Source organism: Mycolicibacterium baixiangningiae (genome assembly GCF_016313185.1).
Lineage (GTDB): Bacteria > Actinomycetota > Actinomycetes > Mycobacteriales > Mycobacteriaceae > Mycobacterium > Mycobacterium baixiangningiae.
Window position 1 is genome coordinate 3,294,589 of the sequence record NZ_CP066218.1, and the last position, 23,980, is coordinate 3,318,568.

General features: G+C 66.5%; 18 protein-coding genes. 1 reads left to right on the forward strand and 17 read right to left on the reverse strand.

From position 1 onward, the window contains the following. Nucleotides 1-24: 24 nt before the first annotated feature. From I7X18_RS15425 to I7X18_RS29640, 6 genes are all read right to left on the reverse strand, one after another. The gene (locus I7X18_RS15425; RefSeq protein WP_193048332.1) at nt 25-1,002 is read right to left on the reverse strand and encodes a helix-turn-helix transcriptional regulator; all 978 of its coding nucleotides are present in this window, start codon (nt 1,000-1,002) and stop codon (nt 25-27) included. Continuing rightward, complete coding sequence (locus I7X18_RS15430) at nt 999-1,979, reverse strand: helix-turn-helix transcriptional regulator (protein ID WP_193048331.1); 981 nt, start codon at nt 1,977-1,979, stop codon at nt 999-1,001. Before I7X18_RS15430 ends, I7X18_RS15425 begins: the two co-directional genes overlap by 4 nt. A 59-nt stretch (nt 1,980-2,038) precedes the next feature. Next, the gene (locus tag I7X18_RS29860) at nt 2,039-2,164 is read right to left on the reverse strand and encodes a hypothetical protein (protein ID WP_269751273.1); all 126 of its coding nucleotides are present in this window, start codon (nt 2,162-2,164) and stop codon (nt 2,039-2,041) included. Nucleotides 2,165-3,137: 973 nt separating this feature from the next. Further along, nucleotides 3,138-4,088, reverse strand: a complete 951-nt coding sequence (locus tag I7X18_RS15440; RefSeq protein WP_226864421.1) for an ESX-1 system-associated protein — start codon at nt 4,086-4,088, stop codon at nt 3,138-3,140. A gap of 629 nt (nt 4,089-4,717) precedes the next feature. After that, nucleotides 4,718-5,668: an ESX-1 system-associated protein gene (locus tag I7X18_RS15445; protein ID WP_226864420.1), complete on the reverse strand. Its 951-nt coding sequence runs from the start codon at nt 5,666-5,668 to the stop codon at nt 4,718-4,720. Between the two features lie 310 nt (nt 5,669-5,978). After that, nucleotides 5,979-6,656, reverse strand: a complete 678-nt coding sequence (locus tag I7X18_RS29640; RefSeq protein ID WP_226864419.1) for an EspK C-terminal domain-containing protein — start codon at nt 6,654-6,656, stop codon at nt 5,979-5,981. An 85-nt stretch (nt 6,657-6,741) separates the two neighbouring features. Here I7X18_RS29640 and I7X18_RS29645 point away from each other — a divergent pair, with 85 nt between their 5' ends. Beyond that, nucleotides 6,742-7,437, forward strand: a complete 696-nt coding sequence (locus I7X18_RS29645) for a hypothetical protein (RefSeq protein WP_226864418.1) — start codon at nt 6,742-6,744, stop codon at nt 7,435-7,437. A gap of 841 nt (nt 7,438-8,278) precedes the next feature. Here I7X18_RS29645 and I7X18_RS15455 read toward each other — a convergent pair. From I7X18_RS15455 to I7X18_RS15505, 11 genes are all read right to left on the reverse strand, one after another. After that, nucleotides 8,279-9,229 carry an ESX-1 system-associated protein gene (locus I7X18_RS15455; RefSeq protein WP_193048328.1) on the reverse strand — a complete coding sequence of 317 codons (951 nt, stop codon included), beginning with the start codon at nt 9,227-9,229 and terminating at the stop codon, nt 8,279-8,281. Nucleotides 9,230-9,515: 286 nt separating this feature from the next. Then, on the reverse strand, nt 9,516-10,403 hold the full coding sequence (locus tag I7X18_RS15460; protein ID WP_193048672.1) for a hypothetical protein: 888 nt from the start codon (nt 10,401-10,403) through the stop codon (nt 9,516-9,518). Between the two features lie 188 nt (nt 10,404-10,591). Further along, a complete protein-coding gene (gene pafA, locus I7X18_RS15465) occupies nt 10,592-11,950 on the reverse strand; it encodes a Pup--protein ligase (RefSeq protein ID WP_193048671.1) in 1,359 nt (452 codons plus the stop codon). A gap of 87 nt (nt 11,951-12,037) precedes the next feature. After that, the gene (locus I7X18_RS15470; protein WP_193048670.1) at nt 12,038-12,826 is read right to left on the reverse strand and encodes an IclR family transcriptional regulator; all 789 of its coding nucleotides are present in this window, start codon (nt 12,824-12,826) and stop codon (nt 12,038-12,040) included. Nucleotides 12,827-12,836: 10 nt separating this feature from the next. Beyond that, nucleotides 12,837-14,660 carry a putative nucleotidyltransferase substrate binding domain-containing protein gene (locus I7X18_RS15475; RefSeq protein ID WP_193048669.1) on the reverse strand — a complete coding sequence of 608 codons (1,824 nt, stop codon included), beginning with the start codon at nt 14,658-14,660 and terminating at the stop codon, nt 12,837-12,839. A 6-nt stretch (nt 14,661-14,666) separates the two neighbouring features. Then, nucleotides 14,667-16,190 carry a GMC family oxidoreductase gene (locus I7X18_RS15480; RefSeq protein WP_193048668.1) on the reverse strand — a complete coding sequence of 508 codons (1,524 nt, stop codon included), beginning with the start codon at nt 16,188-16,190 and terminating at the stop codon, nt 14,667-14,669. After that, nucleotides 16,183-17,682 (reverse strand): APC family permease, encoded by a 1,500-nt coding sequence (locus I7X18_RS15485; RefSeq protein ID WP_193048673.1) that lies wholly within the window; start codon nt 17,680-17,682, stop codon nt 16,183-16,185. Before I7X18_RS15485 ends, I7X18_RS15480 begins: the two co-directional genes overlap by 8 nt. An 82-nt stretch (nt 17,683-17,764) precedes the next feature. Then, the gene (locus I7X18_RS15490; protein WP_193048667.1) at nt 17,765-19,255 is read right to left on the reverse strand and encodes an aldehyde dehydrogenase family protein; all 1,491 of its coding nucleotides are present in this window, start codon (nt 19,253-19,255) and stop codon (nt 17,765-17,767) included. A gap of 3 nt (nt 19,256-19,258) precedes the next feature. Then, complete coding sequence (locus tag I7X18_RS15495; protein WP_193048666.1) at nt 19,259-20,416, reverse strand: aromatic ring-hydroxylating oxygenase subunit alpha; 1,158 nt, start codon at nt 20,414-20,416, stop codon at nt 19,259-19,261. Beyond that, on the reverse strand, nt 20,413-21,546 hold the full coding sequence (gene solA / locus I7X18_RS15500) for an N-methyl-L-tryptophan oxidase (protein WP_193048665.1): 1,134 nt from the start codon (nt 21,544-21,546) through the stop codon (nt 20,413-20,415). Before solA ends, I7X18_RS15495 begins: the two co-directional genes overlap by 4 nt. Before the next feature lie 2 nt (nt 21,547-21,548). Next, nucleotides 21,549-23,975, reverse strand: a complete 2,427-nt coding sequence (locus tag I7X18_RS15505; protein ID WP_193048664.1) for a GcvT family protein — start codon at nt 23,973-23,975, stop codon at nt 21,549-21,551. Between the last annotated feature and the right edge of the window lie 5 nt (nt 23,976-23,980).

The window sequence follows — 23,980 nt, forward strand, 5'->3', positions numbered from 1 at the left end:
ACCTCCTCGAAGTCGTCGCCGAGTCTACCCGTCGGCGGGGTCTTTCTCGTAGGCGAGCAGCGCCGTGGCGGCCGATTCCCGGACCTTGTCCGCCAGGGTCTGCGGTTCGAGCACCCGCACCGCCGAGCCGAAGCCGAGCACGAAGCGCGCCATCCAGTCGTCCGAGGCGTAGGTCATCGCGGCTTCGCAGGCACCGTCGGGCAGTTCCCGCACCACCCGCAACGGGTAGTAGTCGAACATCCACGAGGCCGACCGGTCGATGAGCAGACTCGCCGACGGCAGCGCCGGATCGGCGTCGAACAGCGACGTATCGGGTCCGGCCTCCACCGCGGGCGGTGGCGGGACGGCGGGTTCGTCGAGCACACGGGCGTCGACGATGCGGTCGAAGCGGAACAGGCGCACGCCCTCGGCGGAGCGGCACCACGCTTCGAGGTAGGTGTGGTCGGCGACGAGGATCACCCGGATGGGGTCGACGACGCGGCTGGTCAGCATGTCGTGGGAGGCGGAGTAGTACTCGATCATCAGGGCGCGCGCGTTGCGCACCGCGGTGCGGACGGCGGTGGCGGCCTCGCTTTCCGCCGGCGCGGGTTCGTCGACGGCGGTGACCGCGTCGCCGATGTCTTGGCCCGCGGTTCCGGCGGCCTGCTCGATCTTCGCGATGGCGCTGCGGGCGGCTTCGGGGTCGACCATGCCGGGGACGTCCACGAGGGCGCGCAGCGCGACGAGCACGCCGGTGGCCTCGGGCGAGGTGAGCCGCAGCGGGTGGTCGATGCCGGCAGAGAAGGTGACCTCGATGGTGTCGCCGGAGAACTCGAAGTCGATGAGGTCGCCGGGTCCGTAGCCGGGCAGCCCGCACATCCACAGCTGGTTGAGGTCGTCCTGCAGTTGTTTGACGGTGACGCCGAGGTCGGAGGCGGCTTCGGCGTAGGTGATGCGAGGGTTGGCCTGGAAGTACGGGACCATGTTGAGCAGCCGGACCAGCCGGGTCGAGACGGCGCTCATGCGGTGGCCTGCGCTGTGAGACGGGCGATCACGTCGTCGCGCAGGGACTGCGGTTCGAGCGCGACGGCGTCGGCGCCGTAGCTGGCGATCTCGCGGGCGAGCTGGTCGAACATGCCGATCTCGACAGTGATGACCTCGCCGGTGCGGCCGCCCAGGGTCATAGGACCTTCGATGACGGCTTGGCGGCGCAGCGCGGTGGCGCGGCCGTCGGCGACCCAGACCCGGGCCTGGGTGCCGGTGGGCCATTCGGCGACGGCGCGGCGAACGACCTCGCGGAGGTCGATGTCGTCGGGCTTGTGGACGGCGCCGGGTGCACCGATGGTGGTGACGTCGTCGGCGATGCGCGACAGGCGGAAGGTGCGAGGGGCGTCGCGGTCGCGGTCGTGGCCGACGAGGTACCAGCGTCCGCGGTGGGTGACCACGCCCCAGGGTTCGACGGTGCGAGTGGTGTAGGGCTCGGAGCGGTCTCTGCGGTGACCGAACTGCACGGCCTGACCGTCGTCAATGGCTTGAAGCAGGGTGCGTAGCGTTTCTTCGTTGCCGCGGACGCCCGGCAGGGTGGCGGTGGAGATAGCAACGCCGTCGGCGGCGTCGACGTCCACACCGGCGGCGCGCAGTTTCAGCAAGGCGCCCTGGGTGGCGGTGACGAGTTCGGGTGACTCCCAGAGTTGGGTGGCGACGGCGACGGCGGCGGCTTCGTCGGCGGTGAGTTCCACGGCCGGGAGGGCGTAGGCGTCGCGGTTGATGCGATAGCCCTCGGTGGGGTCGAACTGCGAGACGCGGCCGGTCTCCAGGGGGATGCCGAGGTCGCGCAGTTCGTTCTTGTCGCGCTCGAACATGCGGGAGAACGCCTCGTCGCTGGGACTGTCGGCGTAGCCGGCGACGACCTGCCGGATGCGGTCGGCGGTGATGAAGGTGCGCGTCGAGAGCAGCGCGATGACGAGGTTCATCAGCCGTTCGACTTTGGAGGTCGCCACTCGTAGGAGCTTAGGGCGTCGGGGGGTTGGTCAGGGGTGACGACGCGGTGGTGGCCCGATTACTGCTTCACGACGATCCCGTCGCTACTCATGACGCTGACGTGCTGCCAGTACACCCAGTCGGCGATGGCAGCCCGCTGTGTGGTGGCATCGGCCGCTGTCTCTCGATCCGCCGAGGTGCTCATGAGTGGCTTCATCACCTCGAACCACAGCATTATCGAGTTGTCGGCTGGCGGAGCCGTGTGTCCGCGGGCGCAGCCGGCAGCAAGTCACCGAGCAGGGCGTCACCGACCGAGTCGAGTTGCCGCGCGGCACCCGGCGCAGCCGGGACATCGCCTGCGCCGAAATCGACGGAGGGGGATGGCGCCGTTGACGCACCTGCCGAGAGGTTCACACTAGGGCTCGACGTACGCACAGCGCTCATGACCCGCCCGTTATTCGGCGGAGAAGGTGGCCCGCCACCAAGATTCCCCGGGGGCCTGGCTGCGCTCTCCGCGATCCTGCCGACAGATTCCGCTCGGTCGAGGTTCGAAACAAGCGCAACAGGCGCCTGAGCTGGGCCGGACAGAGCAGGCGCCGGCTGGCGGCTGCAATCCAGATTCGCATTCCGAGTAAGCGTCGCGAGCGGCTCCTCCGGTGCCGAAGCCGAGGCTCGCTCCCCGCGCGACTCGCCATTGGACGCTCGCCCTCATCGAGGGCAGCTTCGGCGCCAGCGGCTTACCGCCCAGTGCTCCCGCCAATAAATTTACGAGGCGCAGGTTCTCGAGGTATTCCTTTTTAACCAGCTGTGAATGGCGTTGGAGGCATCGGTTTGATTTTCCGCAGCTTCTCGCTGCAGATCCGCTATAGCACCTTGCGTATTCTTGACGTTCGCTGCGATGGCATCTTTTGCACCAACGACAGAATTCGCCGCAACATTGCAACAACTGATCGCATCTCGAGATGTTGGTCATGATTTCCAAGTGCGACGGTATGTTTGTCTACTCGCGCGCCCGCTTTCCCCGCAGCCGTTGACAGCTGGCCAAGCTTCTCCCTTAGAGCGGCTTCGCGCTCCTCGAATATGGACTCGTTAGTTTCGGGCCACGCCCCCATGCGTCATTTCAGCGGCGTACGGCCCCGAAGGCTTGCTTACTACGCCGACGCTACGACTCAAGGCCACTATGCAACCGCCTTACAGGCCGAGTTCACCGTTCGCGCCAGGTAAGTCGCCGACTCCGATAAGAATCCGTCCTTCGACTCATATTCCGGAATTGTCAACGCAAAGGCTCGGCGATATTGCGCCGCCAACGCCGCAAGGTCTTCAAAGATTGGGTTCCGACTCTCGCGCCCTAATTCCTCCAGTACATCAGCATTGATGACCATGCTTTTCGCTGCAGCCTCATTTACCGACCTTTGCGCAGGACTCCAGTCCGGTGCTGATATTTGAGGATCAATTGCTAGCCAATCGGCGATCTTACGATCAAAATCAGAAAGTGATGACTCCCAGCCGTCACACGCTGGGTTGCTAGTAGTTAAGAACCGTTGAGGAGCGGCCCCGTCGTCTGGTAGTTCGACCGATGAAGGCGCGGGCGATTCCTCAACGAGTGGGGCAATTGGTTGCACGCTTCGATATTCGATTGCCGAGCATATGTGAGCAGCCGCAGTGCCCGAAGCATCCGTCACTACCGCGAGCCCATCGCTTTTTTCTGTGTAGCCCTCGAGCGTCGTGACGAATGCCGCCGAATAAGCGACAAATTGACCATACAACTCGCGCATCACACGGTGCGGCGTGGTCTTTGCAAGCTTTTCCGCTTGGCTCGCGGCGTCACGCATACCGTTGCTCACCACCTCATACATGTTGCGTTGTTCGGGTGTCCAGGCACTGGCCGGTATCGATGGATCCCGCTGCCCCCAGTTGACCGACTTAGACTTGTCCGAATACGCGCGAATAACCTTCCCCCACGCATCACACGTCGGATCTTCGGTGATGATATTGACCGGCCCGGTGTCGTTGGCGCTCGCGAACTCCGACGCCTGCCCGTCCCCCGGCGGCGTCGGCGAATTCCCATCCGACCCATCCCGCGTCACCAAGATCGTGACCGTCACCGCCAACGCGACGACCAGCAACACGATGACACCGCCGATGATCCACTTCCCCTTACCGCCGTTGGGCGGCGGAGGCCCAGAAGGCGGGCCACCCCACTGCGGTTGCTGCGGCGGCGGACCCCACGGCGGCGGCCCACTGAACTGCCCCTCACCCGCACCACCCGGCTGCGCACTACCCCACTGCGGCTGGCCTCCGTACTGGGGCTGCCCACCTTGCGGCGGCTGGCCACCATAGGGCGGCTGACCGCCGTACGGATTCGGAGGGGGAGGTAAAGTCATATGCGCACCTTCGCGTCAGAAACACTCACGGTCACAACACAATCGACGAGCCAGCGGGCCGAGTGGGCGCCGGCTTCGGCGCGGGCGGCGCAGTCTCTGGTGCGGCGTCGGCCTGTGGGGTCTCCGGCGCGGCATGGCGCGGTACGTATTCGGGTGCCCGCTCCCCAGCCGCGCCGCCATTAGCAGCACCCTCCGGCAGCGTCTCGTCCGCTGGATGGTCCTTCTTCTCGCGCAGTTCCTCTTCGAGCCGCTGCCCTCGCCTAATTGAGTCGCCCGATTGACCAAGACGGATTCATCAGTATCGGGCCAGGCGCCCGCGCCGCTCATCTCCGCCGCATACAGCCCTGATGGCCTCCCCCCGCTCGTCGTGGCCATTACGTCACGACCTCGCAGGCAACCAGGACAATATTCGTAAGGTATGTCGCGCTAGCCGAAAGGTAATTGTCCGCGCTGTGGTACTCGGGCACCGCCATCACGAATGCACGCCAGTACTGAGTTGCCAGGAAAGCGAAATCTTCGAATACGGGGTTCCCACTACCGCTGCCGAGCCTTTGCATAGTATCCGCGAGCGCTGACATTCGAGGTGTCGCCGACTCCACAGTGGCTCGTTCCACGGGTGTCCACTCGCTCGCAGGAATTTTGGTATTAACACCCCGCCAGTCAGCACTTTCGTCGGCAAACTTCATGGCTTCCGAATCCCACTCGGGGCAGGATGAGTTAGGCGATTGCAGAAACATTGTGGGTGCGGACATATCTGCCGGCGGCGCAACTTCTGACGGTGCGGGCACGGTAGGCAACAGCGGCGCAAACGCACGCGAGACGTCGTACGATATGGCAGAGCATACCGTTGATAACCCAGAGGAGAGGTTTTCTAAAACGACCGCTAGCCGGTTGTGTTTAGGTTCGTAATTCTGTAAAGACCCGGTGAATGAACGACTGTACGCGATGAATTGTTCGTACATTTCGCGCATCACTCGATTCGGAGTCGATCTCATTAAGTTAGCCGCCTTACCGGCAGCGAGTGTTATCGCCTCAGCAACGGACTCGTACTGCTGGCGTTGCTCTGGACCCCATGCCGCCCTCGGAACAGCATCGTTGCGATTAACCCAGTCAAGTCGAGAAGCCGTAACCGCCAGTTCTCGAGAAACTATTCCCCACGCTGGGCACGTCGGGTCCTCCGTGATGATGTTGACCGGCCCGGTGTCGTTGGCGCTCGCGAACTCCGACGCCTGCCCATCCCCCGGCGGCGTCGGCGAATTCCCATCCGACCCATCCCGCGTCACCAAGATCGTCATCGTCACCGCCAACGCGACGACCAGCAACACGACGACGCCGCCGATGATCCACTTCCCCTTACCGCCGTTGGACGGCGGAGGCCCAGGAGGCGGGCCACCCCACTGCGGTTGCTGCGGCGGACCCCACTGCGGTTGCTGCGGCGGACCCCACGGCGGCGGCCCACTGAACTGCCCCTCACCCGCACCACCCGGCTGCGGTCCGCCCCACTGCGGCTGTCCACCATAGGGAGATTGGTCACCGTACGAATTTGGTGGGGGTGGCAAAGTCATATGCGCACCTTCACATCCAGTCCTTCGGGCAAGTTCGGCCGACGGGGCGGCCGGTGGAGAGCAGCCTCGATTACTGCTTCACGACGATCGCGTCGCTACTCATCACGCTGACATGCTGCCAGTACACCCAGTCGGCGATGACTGCCCGCTGCGCAGCGGCGTCGGTCGCCGATTGCGCCTTGTGCAGCGCGAGTTCCAGGGCGTGGTTGGCGTAGTTCACCATCGCTTCCAGATGCGCGACTCCCCTATCCGCCGAGGTGCTCATGAGTGGTTTCATCACCTCGAACCACAGCATTATCGAGTTGTCGGCTGGCGGAGCCGTGTCCGCGGGCGCAGCCGGCAGCAAGTCACCGAGCATCGCGTCGTCCACCGAGTTGAGTTGCCGCGCGGCACCCGGCGCGATGACCTCCAGACGGGACCGGCCCGCCATGTCACCTTTCTCCGGAATGTCATCCGGCCTGAGGATCACGCGCGCCGCGCCTGGATCGAATCCGTCGAACTGCTCAGCCGTCGCGACCACGGCGCGCAACGGGACGTCATGATGCTGGGCCCAGCCATGTAACGCGAGCATCGGGAAAGTGGCCCACTTCGCGCGTTCTTCGAGCGGAATCGACTCGTCGGCGCTGACCATCTTCACGCCCTCAGGCAGCTTCACGTTGTCGGGGATGTAGCCGATTCCGTAGCTATTGGCCACCAGGATTGTGCCGTCCTTCGCGACGCCAGTGGCCCAGAAGAAGCCGAAATCCATTGACTCGACTGCATTTAGCGCCGCGGCAACGCGACGCGCGACCTGTACGGGGTCGCCGGTCGATTGACGGCGCATGGCGCCGGCGATGGCATCGCGCTCGGCGCGGGCTGCCGAAACCGGCACCGGAGCCGGAGCGCCGACCACCGAACCAGCGCTCGAGGGCGGAGCAGCGACCGGAGGGGGTGCGGCGGAGGCAGGCACGACCGGCGCAGCGGGCGATGGTGTCGGCGGCGGACCCAACGGCATCGGCGGCGGAGGCATCGCCGGACCGCCCGACATCGGGACACCACCGCCGCCACCCGACGGTGGGGCTACCGGTGCGACCGGCGTGTGCGCCGCACTGCTCGTCATAGGGTTGGAAGGAGCAGCCGAAGCTGGAGGTGCAGCATCCGTCGGTGCGGCCGGTGCGGCCATCGGCGCGGAGGCGGGCTGCATCGGAGGACCGATGTTCGACAAACTGTCCGCGATCGAAGGGGGCGGGACTGGCGCCTGCCCGCCAGAACCGGACGACGGGCCGGAAGCGCCCTTCGACGGGTCGACGCTTGGCTGGTCGCTAATCGACGATGGGCTGTCGCCGATTGGACTGCTTGAGGTGCCACCTCCCGATGTCCCGCCCCCGCTCGCACCGGACGAGGCGCCACCGCTCGAAACACTCGAGCTCCCGAGACTCGTCGCTCCGCCCGGCGTGGTCCCTCCGGTCAACGGAGACGATGGAGTCGCCGGCCCGGTTGGCATGCCTGGCGGAGAGGGCGTCGGCGGCCGGACCGGGGGCGCCGGCTGACCAGGACCAACGCCGGGTTGCATTTGGGGAGCTTGCTCCGCGCCGCGATCCGCTTCGCCACCTCTTAAGCCGTCAAAGGTCGGCTCCTGCGGTGGTGCAGCTGGCGGAGCGGCGGGTGAAGTGGTCAAGCCGGCCTCCGCCGTTCCACCCCGAGCAGGTATCGATTCCGGTCCTGGCCCTACCGGAGACCGGGTACCGACGTTTTCTGTGAGTCCTCCCCGTGTGAATGAGGCAAGGACTGTGCGTTGGGTCGACTCTTCCCCCTCCTCATTTCGTTCTTCACTTCGTTCCGTCGAGGTGGAATCGTCGTCGACATCGAATGGAGCTTCGGGCGGTCCTGGCGTTACTCCATATCTTGCCGCCAAGTCGCTTACGGTCTTGAAGTTCATGAAGTACCCGCCGTTAGCGAGGCATTGAACCGCACCCGTACAATCCGTATCGTTCGCAGCAGCTTCTTGCTCGACGCGGCGTATCTCATCCTGTACGAGTTTTACTTGGTCATGAATCGTTGCCTTTGCCCCGGTCAGGCAACTCGACGCCTCATTGCACCAGCTAATCGCCTCGCGGAGGCGCTGCTCGTGCCCCGAAATATCGTTGGAATGCTTGTCTACTCTTGAACCCGCCTTATTGGCCCCTTCGCCTGCCCAAATATGGTCGCCATTGAAGGTTTGCGCTTGGTGCCCGGCCCACGTTTGGTGCGCTTCCTGCAACATCGAGAGGGTGCGGCCAAGGGCAGCAGCACGATCGGAAAAGGTTGACTCGTCCGCCTGCGGCCAAGCGCCCTGTCCAGTCATTTCTTCTGCGTAAGGGCCGGACGGCTTGGAACTAACACTCTTGCCGATCATGAGGCGGCCCTACATGCGAAAGTTATCGACCGGCCTAGGTCACTCGCCGCTTCGGCTACGAAGTTGTCGTTCTGAGAATAGGCCGGGATCGCAGCAACGAAAGCTCGCCGATACTGCGCAGAAAGCGTAGCGAAGTCTTCGAGGACAGGGTTGTTGCTGTCACGTCCTAACTGCTCGGCCTTGTCCGCATTTCTCTCCATAACTGGTGCCACCGCTTCGTTCACCGCCCGTTGGTCTGGCGTCCAATCGGTGGCGGGCACACGAGGATCCGTCGAGCGCCACGATGCTATGGCTCGATCGAAATCTACCGCGGAGCGATCCCACTCTGGACAAATGTCGTTAGCTTCTGCAAGAAAAAGTTCTGATTGCGCCGTCGTGGCCGGGCGCGACGGGTCTTCAGGAGGCTCCGGTGCGCTGACCAATGGAGCCACTTGGGCTGCGCTTCGGAATTGAATTGCCTCACAGATATTTACCATCGAACTCTGCGTGGCATCGGACACAGCCAAGTAATTGTCATCATCCACGGTGTATGTCGGAATCAAGTCGACGAAGCGTGCTGTATAGGCCATGAACTGCTCATATAATTCACGCACAGCTCGGTGCGGTGTGAGGCGCACGAGACTAGAAGTTTGCTCGGCCGCTCTTGTCATTGCCGTCTTGGCGGACTCGTACATTGACCTCTGCTCAGGTGTCCATGCATTCGCGCCAATTGATTCGTTGCGGTTCTTCCAACCAAGGACGCTGAGCACGTCTGTGTACTCGCGGGCGATCCGGAGCCACGCATCACACGTCGGATCTTCGGTGATGATGTTGACCGGCCCGGTGTCGTTGGCGCTCGCGAACTCCGACGCCTGCCCGTCCCCCGGCGGCGTCGGCGAATTCCCATCCGACCCATCCCGCGTCACCAAGATCGTGACCGTCACCGCCAACGCGACGACCAGCAACACGATGACACCGCCGATGATCCACTTCCCCTTACCGCCGTTGGGCGGCGGAGGCCCAGAAGGCGGGCCACCCCACTGCGGTTGCTGCGGCGGCGGACCCCACGGCGGCGGCCCACTGAACTGCCCCTCACCCGCACCACCCGGTTGCGGACTACCCCACTGCGGCTGGCCCCCGTACTGGGGCTGCCCACCTTGCGGCGACTGACCTCCGTAGGGTGGCTGCCCGCCGTACGGATTCGGAGGGGGAGGCAAAGTCATATGCGCACCTTCGCGTCAGAAACACTCACGGTCACAACACAAACGACGAATCAGCGGGCCGAGTGGGCGCCGGCTTCGGCGCGGGCGGCGCAGTCTCTGGTGCGGCGTCGGCCTGTGGGGTCTCCGGCGCGGCATGGCGCGGAACGTATTCGGGTGCCCGCTCGCCGGTCCCCTCAGCTGGCGCGGCACCTTCCGGCTTCTGCTCGGACTCCTCGTCCTTCTTCTCGCGCAGTTCTTCTTCGAGCCGCGCCTTCTCGTCCTTTTCGGCGGACTCTTGCTCGCCGAACTGGCTCGTCATCTGCCCGATCTGCTGCAGCCCGCTCTGCACCCCCTGCATGATCCCCTGCGGAATCTGCATGGCCATGCCGGCGAGCTGCATCGGAATCTGAGCCGCCTGCTGCGCCATCTGCATCGGCATGCCCATCATCTGGCCCATATCCTGGCCCGTACCGGGAGCGCCAACCGCACCAGAAGGTGCACCGGCAGCACCACCTCCGACGGCACCACCAACTCCGGCGGCTCCACCAGTCGCCCCGACCGCACCACCTCCGCCCGCGACTTCACCAGCAGCCCCGGCTCCACCTCCAGCTGCGCCTCCACCGCCGCCCGGAGCCCCCGCGCCGTCCAACTCCGCCAACGCCTTGCGGATCTGGTCGGCGATCTGCTGATCGGTCTGCTCGTAGAGTCCGGCGGCTCGAATGATGTTCTCCGCGGTGGCCAGCGCTTCGGCTTTGGTCTTCGGCATGCCCTCGACGAGCGGGAGTTCGATCTCCTGCGTCTTGCTCTGCAGCGCCAGCGACAGGGCGTCCGTCCCGGACGTGACCAGCGGCTGCAGCGGCTCCGGTATGGCCTGGGCCCCGCTGACCAGACCACGGCCTCCGTTAGCCAGCTCCCCGGTATTGACCCTCAATTCGGTCATCGACGCCCCCAATCACCCAGTGCGCGAAGCGTCGCCGTCGGACCGCCCAGCAAGTGCTTCGCCGACAAGATCAGACCCTCATCTGCCTCAGGACACGTATCAGCCACCCGTTCACGAATCTTCCAGCAAATGTTACCTGAGCACGACTCAACCCCACTGCACGAAATCTGTGCGAGTGGGGCGAGAACTTACATGCTGGCGATGAGCCGCTTGACCCGCTCGTCGACCGACCGGAACGGGTCCTTGCACAACACGGTGCGCTGCGCCTGGTCGTTGAGCTTCAGATGCACCCAGTCGACCGTGAAGTCACGGCCGGCTTCCTGCGCGGCGCTGATGAACTCCCCGCGCAATTTCGCCCGCGTGGTCTGCGGCGGCGTATCGACCGCGGCGTCGATCTCCTCGTCGGTGGTGATCCGGGCCGCCAAACCCTTGCGCTGCAACAGGTCGAACACTCCGCGGCCGCGCTTGATGTCGTGGTAGGCGAGGTCGAGCTGGCTGATCTTCGGGTCGGACAGCTCCATGTTGTAGCGGTCCTGGTAGCGCTGGAACAGCTTGCGCTTGATCACCCAGTCGATCTCGGTGTCGACCTTCGCGAAGTCCTGGCTCTCGACCGCGTCGAGCTGGCGGCCCCACAGGTCCACGACCTGCTCGATCTGCGAGTTCGGCTCCCGGGTCTGCAGGTAGTCGACGGCCCGCGAGTAGTACTCCCGCTGAATGTCCAGGGCACTGGCCTGCCGCCCGCCGGCCAACCGCACGGGGCGCCGTCCGGTCAGATCGTGGCTGACCTCGCGGATCGCGCGGATGGGGTTGTCCAGCGAGAAGTCGCGGAACGGCACCCCGGCCTCGATCATCTCCAGCACCAGCGAGGCCGTGCCCACCTTCAGCATCGTGGTGGATTCGCACATGTTCGAGTCGCCGACGATGACGTGCAGCCGCCGGTACTTCTCGGCGTCGGCGTGCGGTTCGTCGCGCGTGTTGATGATCGGACGCGACCGGGTGGTCGCCGAGGAGACGCCCTCCCAGATGTGCTCGGCGCGCTGGCTCAGGCAGAACGTCGCGGCCTTCGGCGTCTGCAGCACCTTGCCCGCACCGCAGACCAGCTGTCGGGTGACCAGGAACGGCAGCAGCACATCCGAGATCCGGGAGAATTCACCGGCACGGACGATCAGGTAGTTCTCGTGGCACCCGTACGAGTTGCCCGCAGAGTCGGTGTTGTTCTTGAACAGGTAGATGTCGCCGCCGATGCCCTCGTCGGCGAGCCGCTGTTCGGCGTCGATGAGGAGGTCTTCGAGCACTCGCTCGCCGGCCCGGTCATGGGTGACCAACTGGATCAGGTTGTCGCATTCGGCGGTGGCGTACTCCGGGTGGGAACCGACGTCCAGATACAGCCGCGCGCCATTGCGCAGGAAGACGTTCGAACTGCGGCCCCACGACACCACCCGGCGGAACAGATATCGGGCGACCTCGTCCGGACTGAGCCGACGGTGGCCATGGAACGTGCAGGTCACGCCGAATTCGGTCTCGATCCCCATGATTCGTCGCTGCACCTCATCGAGCTTACGGGTTCGTCCCCGTTATCGGCATGCAAGCCGCTTGATGACGCGCCGTCACCGTGACATCGGACGAACGTTCTGTCACGTCGTGTCGGAGTCGATCCAACCCAGGCGGCGGCTGATGGCATCGGCGGCGGCGATGGTCTGTTTGGCGACCTCGCTGAACTTCTCCGCGCCCAGCCGGTACGACGGCCCCGACACGCTGAGTGCGGCGACCACCTGGGAGTCGGCATCGCGCACCGGGGCCGCGACCGCGTTGAGGCCCACCTCGAGTTCCTCGGTGACGCTGGCCCATCCGCGTTCGCGCACCATCGCCAGCTCGGCGAGCAGTTCTGCCGCCGTCGCGATGGTGTTCGGGGTGAACGATGCCAACGGATCGGCGAGCCGGCTACGCACCTCAGCCGGATCCAGCCCGGCCAGCAGCACCTTGCCGCTCGACGTCGTGTGTGCGGGGCAGCTCTGTCCGACCCAGGTCCGCAGCGTGATCTCGCCGGGCCCGATGGACTCGACGACGTTGACGATGCGGTCCTCGTCGAGGATGGCGACGTTCGTGGTCTCCCCGAGATCGTCGGTCAGGCCGTCGCAGATGTCCTGGCTCAACCGGCCCAGGTCGAGGTGGCCGCTGCTGGCGCGTGCCAACCGGGCGATCGCGAACCCGAGCCGGTATTTACCCCGGCCCGACACCTGTTCGACGAAGCCGCGCGACTCCAGCACCGCGATCAACCGCGAGGCCGTCGATTTGTGCACATCGAGCGCTGCGGCGATCTCGGTGACGCCGGCCTGGCCTGCCTTGGCCAGAATCTCCAGAACGACGAGGGCGCGGTCGACGGACTGCACCGCCGCCGCCGGCCTGTCGTCATCCCTGGGCATCGGCGCAAGCCTAAACGGGCGGGATGCCTGATTGGCGCACCCGCCGCTGGACGGCCGCGATCTCCCGCAGGCCTTCGTTGAGCAGGCTTCGATTGAGCGGCGACAATTCCGACATCGTGATGACGTCACCCGGGGTGTGCCCCGCGTCGAGTTGCTCCACCTGGTGGGTCATGCGCAGGCGCTGCAGCATCAGGTAGACGTCGCTCAGTGTGGTGGCGTCCTGCGCGCTGATGGCCCGGGCCTGCGCGGCGGCCGCCAGGCGGGCCGGGGTGGTCGCGGTGGTCAGTCCGGCCGTCAGGCCGCCCCACCGCGCCAGGTTGACGATCGGCGTGACGGCGTGACTCTTCAGATCGAAGGTGCCGCCGCGGCGGGCCAGGACGTCACGCAACGACCGGGTCCGCACCCGTCCCGAGAGCGCATCGAGCAGTTGCAGCCGCAGCGCTTCGGGGTGGTCGCGCGGCCGGCGATACGCGGCAGCCGCGGTGTGCAGGGCCGTGTCGCCCCACACCACGCGGGCGTCGATCAGCAGGGAGGACATCATGAGTCCGCGATCGCGCAGCGGATGGTCGAGCCACCCTTGCGCCGCGGTACGCCACTGCGAGGCCGGCCGGGAGAACCCGGCTTTGGTGGCGATGGCGCCGTTGCGGTCCGACGGCAGCCCACAGCCGTCGAGGATGTCGTGGGTTCGCTGAGCGATGGCGCGCAGTTCGGCTGCGTCCGACGAGAGTTCGTCGCGCCACGACAGGGCGCTGTCCACGTCCGAGGACGGCATCGCTTCCCGCCGCGCCACGCTGCCCAGGGTCAGCCACGCGAAATCTTCTGAGCCGGCGCCCGATTCGACGACGGCAATCTCGAGCGCTCGGCGCACCAGGCTGTCGACGACCACGGACAGCATCGCACTCGTCGCCGACGCTTTGGTGCCGTTGCGGAATTGTTCGCCGGCGATCCCCCGCACCCGATGCCCGACCCGCTGCAATTCACGGGCATCGGCCGCGGATCCGATCGAGCGGCGCAGGATGAAACTCTGCCGCGTCGACGCAGCGAGCAGATGCGCGTCCTCGAGCACACCGATGACGTCGCCGCGGCCCGTCAGCACCGGCATGTGCCGCACACCGCTCTCGAGCATCTCCATCAACACCGTCTCGGAGGTCAGGTCCGCGGTCACGGTGCGGGCCGGCGCACTCATCACCCGGCTGATCTCCACGTCGACCGGAATCCCCGCGGCCACGATCCGGGTCCGCAGATCCCGATCGGTGAAAATGCCCAATCCGCCGTCGGGCAGCCGGATCAACGCATACGACACCTGACGGTGCGCCATCTGGATGACGGCTTCCCGCACCGTGGTGCGCGGATCGACGAGGAGCACCTCGCCGTCCACCAACTCTCCGACCGGCTGACCACCTGACGTGTCAGACGGCCGCGGCGCGGTGGTCGCATTCCACGCCGACGAGGCCAGGAACGCCAAGCCGGCGGGGCTGGCGAACTGTGACCGCACCAGCCCGCCGGGCAGCCGGATCAGCCTGCTGGGCAACGCTGTTCGGGCTTCGAACTGCATCCCGCCGCCGACGAGCATCGGCGTGTAGCCGAAGACCCCGCCTGGGCCGACGGTGTCGATCACCGCGCCGTCGGCGCTGGCATGCAGGGTGACCTGGCCGTCGAACACCATCCAGACGTCGTCAGGAATCCGGCCGGTGTAGTCGGCGACCACGGTGCCCGCCGCGAACTCCTCGACGCGCGTGCCCCGGACCATCCGGTCGAGTTCCTCGGAGGGCATCGACTGAAACGGCGTGTGTTCGGCGAGGAAAGCCCGGACATCCCCGTCAGCGGTACCCATGCGCGGTCACGTCTTTCGGATCAGGTCAGCACATTTCTCGGCCATCGTCATGACCGTGATGTTCGGGTTGACCGCAGGCAGTTTGGGCATCGCGGACGCGTCGACCACCCGCAGCCGCGACACCCCCTTGACCCGTAGCTGCGGGTCGAGAACCGCCATCGGGTCCGACGGCGCGCCCATCCGCGCGGTGGCCGCCGGGTGGTAGACGGTGTTGTGGCACTGGTGGATGTAGTCGAGCAGTTCGTCGTCGGTGGTGGCGTCGGGACCCGGTGCGAGTTCGCGGTGCACCCACTCGGCCAGCGGAGTCTGCTCGGCGATCGTGCGGGCCAACCTGACCCCGGCCAGCATGATCCGTTCGTCGTAGCCGTCGGGGTCGGTGAAGTAGCGGGGATCGACACGCGCGCGGTCCCTGAAGTCCCGGCTGCGCAGCCGGACCGTACCGCGGCTGCGGCCCTGGGTGACGTTGGGTGTCAGGCAGAATCCGTTGTCGGTGGTCGGGTAGCCGCGCCGGAGAGTGTTCATGTCGAACGGCACACTGCCGTAGTGCATCATCAGGTCGGGCTGGCTGAGACCCTCGTCGATCGTGGTGAACAGCCCGATCTCCCACCACTGCGTCGAGGTGGTCACCATCGGGTGCGCGGCCTCCCAGAACACCAGACCCTCGACGTGGTCGTCGAGGTTCGCGCCCACCCCGGGCGAATCCACCCGCACCGGTATCCCGATCTCCCGCAAGTGGGCCGTTGGCCCGATCCCCGAGAGCATCAACAACTTCGGAGTGTCGATGGCGCCCGCACACAGGATGACTTCCCGCCGCGCCGTGACGGTGTCGTAGCCGGTCAGATCGGAGCGCTGGTAACGCACCCCGGTGGCGGCATTTGAGTCGTCGAAGAGGATCTCGGCGATCCAGCAGTCGGTGCGGACCTCGAGGTTGCGCCGGCTGTCGAGGATGGGATGCAGGAATGCGTGCGACGTGGAGTTGCGGGTGCCGTCGTCGTCGGCGTTGATCTGGAACCAGCCGGCGCCGTTGCGGACCGTCTCACCCCGGTTGAAGGCCACCGTGGGCAGCCCCACGAGCGCGGCCGCCTCCAGCACCGCCGCCCCGCACGGATCGTCGGGCGGCACGTCGCGCAACCCCACGGTCTTGGTCAATCTCTCGGTCAGCGGCAGGATCTCGGCGGCGCCCCAGCCGTGGGCGCCCATCGTCACCCACTCGTCGAGCGCCTCGGCCGGCGGCCAGAACGCGATGCACGAGTTGTGCGACGAGCAACCGCCGAGGACCCGCGCTCGGGCGTGCCGCATGAACGAGTTGCCCCGCTCCTGCGGTTCGATCGGATAGTCCCAGTCGTAGCCCGAATCGAGCAGGTGCATCCAGTCGGCGAGCACCAGGATCTTGTCGTCCCCGACGTCGGACGGTCCGGCCTCGACGAGGCAGACGGTGACGTCGGGATCCTCCGACAGCCGGGCGGCGAGCACACATCCCGCCGTGCCGCCGCCGGCGATGACGTAGTCGTAGGTGCCGGTTTCAGCCATCGAGGGCGGCGTCTTTCGTTGTCGCGGCGTGCGATTCGAGACATCCGATGTGATGGCGGCCCTTTACCGCGTACCAGAGCAACCCGGCGCCGAGGATGACGCCGATGTAGATGAAGGCGCCCCACTCGTAGTACCAACCTTCGCCGTACACGGCGGCCCGCGGCCACGCCAGGTTGAGCGCCATCCCGACGCCCCACACGACGGCGAAGATGTTCACCGGCAGACCCCAGCGGCCCATCGTGAAGTAACCGCCCTCTTTGAGGTCCTTGGGCGGCCACTGGCCCTGCAGGCGCTTCTTCAGCAGCGGTCCGGTCACCATCAGGTAGGCCAGGTAGATCATGATGATCGCGATCGACGTCAGCACGGTGAAGATCTTCGGCTGACCGATGTTGATGACGAGGATGATGACAGCGATGACGCCGATGGTCACCGCGGGCACGATCGGCGTCTGAGTCTTCGGGTTGACCGTGGCCAGCCGCTCCCCGAACGGCAGCGCATTGTCGCGGGCCATCGCGAAGGTGAGCCGGATCGCGGCGGTGTGCACTGCGAGCGTGCACACGGTGACCGCGATGACGATGCAGATCAAGAAGACCGTGCCGAGCGGCCCGGACAGCACCGATTGGAGGATGTACTGCAGGCCGCCAGTGCTCTCGCCGAGCGCGGGATCGTTCAGATCCGGTGCCGCCATCACGCCGAGGACCAGGATGCCGCCGCCGATCACGAACGACGCCAGGATGGCGCGGGCGATGGCTTTGGGTGCGGTGCGCCGCGGTTCGACGGTCTCCTCGCCCAGCGAGCTGGCGGTGTCGAAGCCGTACATCACGTATCCGGATGCCAGCGACGCGATCAGGAACGCCCCGAGGAATCCCATACTTTCGCCGGTGCCGTATCCATTGGTGGAGAAGAAGATATCGGGGCCGTGCTCGATATTCGCCGCGAACAACACGACGATCAGCACCGCGGCGATCAGTTCGATGAACACCCCCGCGCTGTTGATCCTCGACATCAGCTTGACACCCAGCGCGTTGATCAGCGTGGTGAACGCGATCAGCACGGTGCCGAGCAGCACGGCGTTCGCGGCGTAGTCGTACTCGCCGGTGCCGTCGCCGATGATCTGGAATCCGCTCCACAGCCGGGGCAGGTTCAACTGGTAAGCCAGCGCCACCGCGGAGATCGTCACGATGGACGCGGTGAGCATGAGCCAACCCGACATCCACCCGACCAGCCGGCTGGCGAGTTTCTTGCTCCAGTTGTAGACCGAGCCCGCCACGGGGTATTTCGCCGCGAGTTCCATGAAGCACAGAGCGACGGCCATCTGCCCGACGAACACGATCGGCCAGGACCACAGGTAAGCCGGTCCGGCGGTGCCGAATCCGAAGTAGAACAGCTGGAAGGTGCCGGTGAGGATCGAGATGTAGCTGACGCCCGCGGCGAAACTCGCGAACTTGCCGATGCTGCGGTCGAGCGATTCCCGGTAGCCGAAGTCCTCCATGCCACTGTCGGCCGACACATGCCCCGTCGCTCCGCTCGCCCCGGAAGGCTCTTTGATGACCACGATGGTGTCCTTTCTGCGGTCAGCCCTTGAACCAACCGGCCTTTTGCGGCGCGACGTTGTGCCAGATGTGTTTGGTCTCTTGGTATTCCGCGAGCCCGGTGGGTCCGAGTTCGCGACCGTTGCCTGACTTGCCGAACCCGCCCCACTCCGCGGCGGCGGTGTAGTAGCCGAAGTCGTTGAGCCACACCGTGCCGTGCCGCAAGGCCCGCACCACACGTTCGCCCCGCCCGGCGTCGGATGTCCGCACCCCGGCCGCGAGACCATACTGCGTGTCGTTGCCGAGGCGGATGGCCTCGGACTCGTCGGTGAACCGCTCCACCGTCAGGATCGGACCGAACGTCTCTTCGGTGACGATCCGCATCGACCGGTCGCACCGGTCGAAGATCGTGGGCAGGTAGTAACTGCCCTTCGCCAGCACGGGGTCACTCGGCCGGGCGCCACCGCACACCAGCGTGGCGCCCTCCGAGATGCCGAGCGCGACATAGGATTCCACTTTGCCGCGATGCTGCTCGGACACCAGCGGGCCGGTCTCGCTGGCGGGGTCCATCCCGTCGCCGACCCGGATCTTGGCCGCCCGCGCGGCGAGATCGGCGACGAAGTCGTCGGCGATCGACTCCTCGATGATGAGCCGGGTACCGGCCGAGCACACCTGCCCCGAGTGCAGAAACACCCCGGTCAGCACGTGGTCGACGGCGCTGTCCCAGCCTGCTGCCGTCCCGATGTCGGCGAAGACGAGGTGCGGGTTCTTGCCGCCGAGTTCCAGCGCCACCTTCGTGACGTGTTTGGCCGCGACCTGCGCGATCGTGCGACCCGTGGCCACTCCCCCCGTGAACGAGATGAAGTCGACCTCGGCGGTGTCGGTGAGCGCGTTGCCGAGGGTGGCGCCGCTGCCCTGGACGAGGTTGACCACGCCGGCCGGCACCCCCGCCTCCTCGAGGAGACGGGTGAACGCGATGGTGCTCAGCGGCGTGACCTCACTGGGCTTCACGACCATCGTGCAGCCCGCCGCCAGGGCGGGGGCGACCTTCCACGACATCTGCAGCAGCGGATAGTTCCACGGCGCGATGAGCACACACACGCCGACGGGTTCGCGCACCACGCGGCTGATGATCGACGGATCACCGACGTCGACGAGGCGGTCGGCCTGCACGGCGATCAAGCGCGCGTAGTAGCGGAACACCGATGTGATGTCGTCCATGTCGATGCGGCTCTCCGCCAGCGTCTTCCCGGTGTCGCGGGTCTCCAGCAGCGACAGCTCCTCCCTGTCGCGGACGAGCAGATCCGCCACCCGGTCGAGCAGGGCGGCGCGTTCGGCTACCGGCGTGGCCGCCCAGCTGCCGTCGTCGAAGACCCGTCGCGCGGCGGTGACGGCATCGCGGGCGTCGTGCGGGGTCGCCTCGTCGACGCGCGCCGCCAGGCTGCCGTCCGCCGGGTTGATGATGTCGCGGGTCGCACCGTCACCGGCATGACGCCATGAACCTCCGATGTAGAGGTCCGGTTCACCGTTCATGGGTCAACCCCTTGCGCAGCCGTCCGACGTGCCGAGACGGGACACTACCCACTGATGGAACTCCGCGAGGTGATGTTCGGCGGGTACGAGCACACCGCCGTGTCGGTAGGCCCGCGACGACATGGCCGGCTGGGTGCGTTCGCAGGCCTCGAAATCCTGCTGATTGACGCGGTGGAACAGCTCGACCGACCGGCTCACGTCGTGTCCGGCGGCCACGATGTCCGGTGCGTAGAGCCAGTCGCATTCGACGACGGTGCGGTCGGGTGCCATCGGATACATCCGGTGGAAGATGATGTGGTCGGGTACCAGGTTGACGAACACCGTCGGGCGCACGGTGATCGCGAAGTAGCGCCGGTCCTGGTTGTCGGACAGACCGGGCAGCGTGCCGAACCCCGCGGAGCCGTCGACCGTGAATCCGGTGACCTCGGAACCGAACTCGGCACCGTGACCGATGTAGGACTGGGCCGCCATACCCCGGGCGAACTCCGGCAGCACGTCGACGAGTTCGGGATGGATCGCCGCACAGTGGTAGCACTCCATGAAGTTCTCGACGATGAGCTTCCAGTTGGCGGCGACGTCGTAGACGATGCGGTGACCGAGATGAAGATCGTCGACGCCGTAGCGGGCGATGGCGTCCGCGTCACCGAGGCGCAGCGTCACCTCACCGACGACGGTGTCCTCGAAGGACGGCGGCGTATCGGCCAGACACACCCAGGCGTAGCCGAGCCATTCCCGGAGCGCGACGGGCACCAGCCCGTACCGATAGCGGTCGATGGCCGCGCCGGTGTCGTCGGTGAGCGCCGAGATGTTCGGTGCGGCGACGAGTTTGCCGTCCAGCGCGTAGGTCCATGCGTGGTAGGGACAGCGCAGTGTCCGCCGCACCTGGCCCTCGGATTCGGTGCACAGCTGTGCGCCCCGGTGCCGACAGACGTTGAGGAACCCCCGCAGCAGTCCGTCCCGGCCGCGCACCACCAGCACGCTCTCCCGGCCGATCTGGACCTTCTTGAACTGCCCCGACGCCGCCAGGTCGCCCACCCGGGCCGCGCAGATCCAGGAATCCTCGAAGATGTGGGTCTGCTCGGCGGTGAATATCCCCTCACTGGTGTAGAACTCGCCGCCCAGGGTGGCCAGCAGGGTCGCGGACTCATCGGTGGCGGTCATGCGTTCACCAGCCGGCGTGGGTCGAACAGGTCGATGGGGTGGGCGGTGGTGCCGGTGGTGGCGAGGTCGGCGAGGATCTCCCCGACCACCGGAACGAACTTGAACCCGTGTCCGGAGAAACCGCATGCGACGGTCACGTTGACGCTGTCGGGGTGGCGGGCGATCACGAAGTGCTGGTCGGGGGTGTTGGAGTACATGCACGTCGCCGAATGCACACACGGTCCGTCCAGTGCGGGCAGCAGCCGCGCCACCTCGTCGCGCATCTCGCGGATCTCCTGGTCGTGCACCACCCGGTCGATGGTTTCCGGGGTGCACACGACGCCCTTGCGGAAGAACGCGACCTTCACCCCGCCACCCGGCCCGTCGATCGCCGGGAAACCGTAGATCTGTTCGGCGCGTTCGTTCTCGGCGATGAAGATGGGGTGCCCGACGAACGGGTCGACGCCTCCGACCGGATCGAGCCAGTAGAGCACCTGGCGCTCGACCGTGATCGGGATGCCGAACTCGGCCAGCAGCTTCGGCGCCCACGCCCCGGGGCAGACCACCAATTGGCCCGCGGTGTACGTGCCGGTGGCGGTGGTCACGCGGACACCTCCGTCGGTGGCCGTCCACCCGGTTACCTCCTCCCCGAACCGCAGTGTGGCCCCGGCGTGTTCGGCGAGGTCGAGGTGTGCCTGCACCGTCATCTCGGGACGGGCGAAGCCTGCCTTCGCCTCGAAGAGGGCGATGTCGCCACCACGCGGCGTGAAGGCCGGATACCGGGTGCGGATCTCGTCGGCGTCGAGAACCTCGTGTGGCAGACCCCACTGCCGGCTCGCGAGCAGGCTCCCGGCCACCGTGAGGCAGTCGGGTGGTCCGATGAACAGGCCGCCGGTCAGCCGGTACACCTCGCGCGCCGAGTCGGTGGCGAGCTGCTCCCACAGTTCGTAGGCGCGCAGCAGTAGCGGAACGTAGGCGGGGTCCTCGAAGTAGGACTGCCGGATGATGCGGGACCCGCCGTGGCTGGAACCCTTGTCGTGAGCGGGGGTGAACTTCTCCAGCCCGAGCACCCGCTGCCCCCGGGCGGCGAGGTGGTAGGCGGCGGCGCTGCCCATCCCGCCGAGCCCGATGACGATGACGTCGTAGGACATGACTACCTCCGGATCCGCAGCATGTCGGGATCCACGACCGGTTCGCTGTGGATGGTGGCCGCGTGACGGGTGCCGCGATAATCGACGGTGACCGCGTCGCCAGTGTGTGCGTCGGCGGGCAGCCAGGCATAGGCGATCGTGCGCCCCACCGTCGGGGAGAAGCCTGCGCTGGTGACGTATCCGGCGCAGACACCGCCGAGGTATACCGGCTCCTTGCCGAGCACCACCGCGTCGGCGTCGTCGAAGACGATGCTGCGCATGATGTTTCGGGGCGGCGGAGTCTGGTCGAGTGCCGCTCGGCCAACGAAGTCACCCTTGTCCGTGCGCACCGCGAAGCCCAGCCCCGCCGCGGCGGGCTGGTGTTCGGCGGTCATATCGGTGCCCCAGCTGCGGTACCCCTTTTCGATGCGCAGGCTGTTGAATGCCACCCGGCCCGCAGCGATGACACCGTGGTCGCGACCCGCCTCGAACAGCAGATCCCACAGGGCGCTCCCGTATTCCGCGCCGGCGTAGATCTCCCAGCCGAGCTCACCGACGTAGGACACCCGCATCATGGTGACCGGGATGGCGCCCAGATGGGTGCGCAGGGCGCGGAAGTACCGGAACGCGGTGTGGGACAGATCGTCCGGGCACAGCGGCTGGACCATGTCGCGCGCCAGCGGACCCCAGACGCCGACGCAGCAGGTGCCGCCGGTGATGTCGCGAAGGACGACGTCATCGGGTCGGTGGCGTTCGAACCAGTCGTAGTCGCAGGGTGAGTTGGCACCCACCTGGAATGTCGTGGGACCGAGGCGGGCGACGGTGAGGTCACTGCGGACTCCGCCGGCGTCGTCGAGCAGCAGCGTGTAGGTGACCGACCCGACGCTCTTGTCGACGTTGTTGGTGGTCATCCGCTGCAGGAACGCCGCTGCTCCGGGACCGGACACCTCGTAGCGGGTCAGCGGTGTCATGTCGTACATCGCGACCCGTTCGCGGGTGGCGCGGGCCTCCGCGACGGCTATCGGCGACCAGTGGCGGGCCGACCACTCGTCACGGTCCGGGATGTCGACCTCACCCACCAGCGCGGCGTTGGCCTCGAACCATGCGGGACGTTCCCAGCCACCGCCCTCGTAGAAGTGCGCACCGAGTTCGACGTGTCGCGCATGGAACGGGCTGGTGCGCAATCCGCGCAGCGCGGTGCGGAACTGGTAGGGGTGGATGACGTCGTAGACCTCCACGAAGGCCTGTGAACTGGTGCGCATGATGAATTCGGGGCTGCGGGCCACGTCCTCGAAGCGGTACAGATCGCATTCGCTGACGTCGACGCCCGGGGTGCCGTCGAGGATCCACTCCGCGGTCGCCTTCGCCACGCCCGCGGAGTGCGTCACCCACACCGCCTCGGCCACCCAGAAGCCGGCCAGCTCTCGGTGCTCACCCATGATCGAGAAGCCGTCGGGTGTGAACGAGAAGATCCCGTTGAACGCCTCCTCCACCTTCGAATCCTCCAGTGTGGGAAGGAGTTCGACCGCGTCGCGCCACGCAGGCGCGAAGTCCTCGTCGGTGAACGGCAGCATCGACGGCATGGACTCGCCTGCGGTGTCGGCCATCAGCGTGGACATGTCGACCGGCATGGGCCGATGGCCGTAGGACCCGATGCCGATGCGGTCGACATGTTCGCGGAAGTAGAGGTCGGCGTCCTGATGGCGCAGGATCGGCAGACCGGCCTCGGTGCGCTCGGTGTTGCGGCCCACCAGGGGGGCGATCTGCCCGGTCCTGGCGTACTGGTGCGCCATCGGCACCAGCGGCAACACCAGGTCGACCTGTCTGGCCAGTTCGGCGCCCCAGAACCCGGCGGCGCACACGACGACGTCGGCGTCGAGCACACCGTTCGACGTCCGCACACCGGTGACCCGCCCTGCCTTCTCCACGACGCCGAGCACCTCGGTGTGCGGCAGGAAGGCCGCCCCCCGCGCCGTCGCTCGGCGGGCCTGCGCCTCGGCCGCCCGCACAGCTTTCGCCAAACCATCTGTGGGCGTGTGGAATCCGCCGAGGATGCGGTCGCGGTCGACCAACGGATGCAGGGCTGCGCACTCGTCGGCCGACACCAGGCGACCTTCCACACCCCACGCCTGCGCCCACCCCGCCTTGCGGTGCAGATCGGCCCAACGTTCCGGCGTCGCGGCGACCTCGAGTCCGCCGACCTGGTTGAACGCCCAGCCGTCGGGATGCTCTAGGGCACAGAACTTCTCGACGGTATAACGGGCGAACGCGGTCATCGTCTTGGACGGGTTGGTCTGGAAGACCAGGCCCGGCGCATGCGAGGTCGACCCGCCGGTGGAGAACAGCGGACCCCGATCGAGCACGGTGACGTCGGTGGCACCGCGCGCCGTCAACTCGTCGGCCAGCGACGTGCCGACGATGCCGGCACCGATCACGACGATCTTGGGCATGGGCG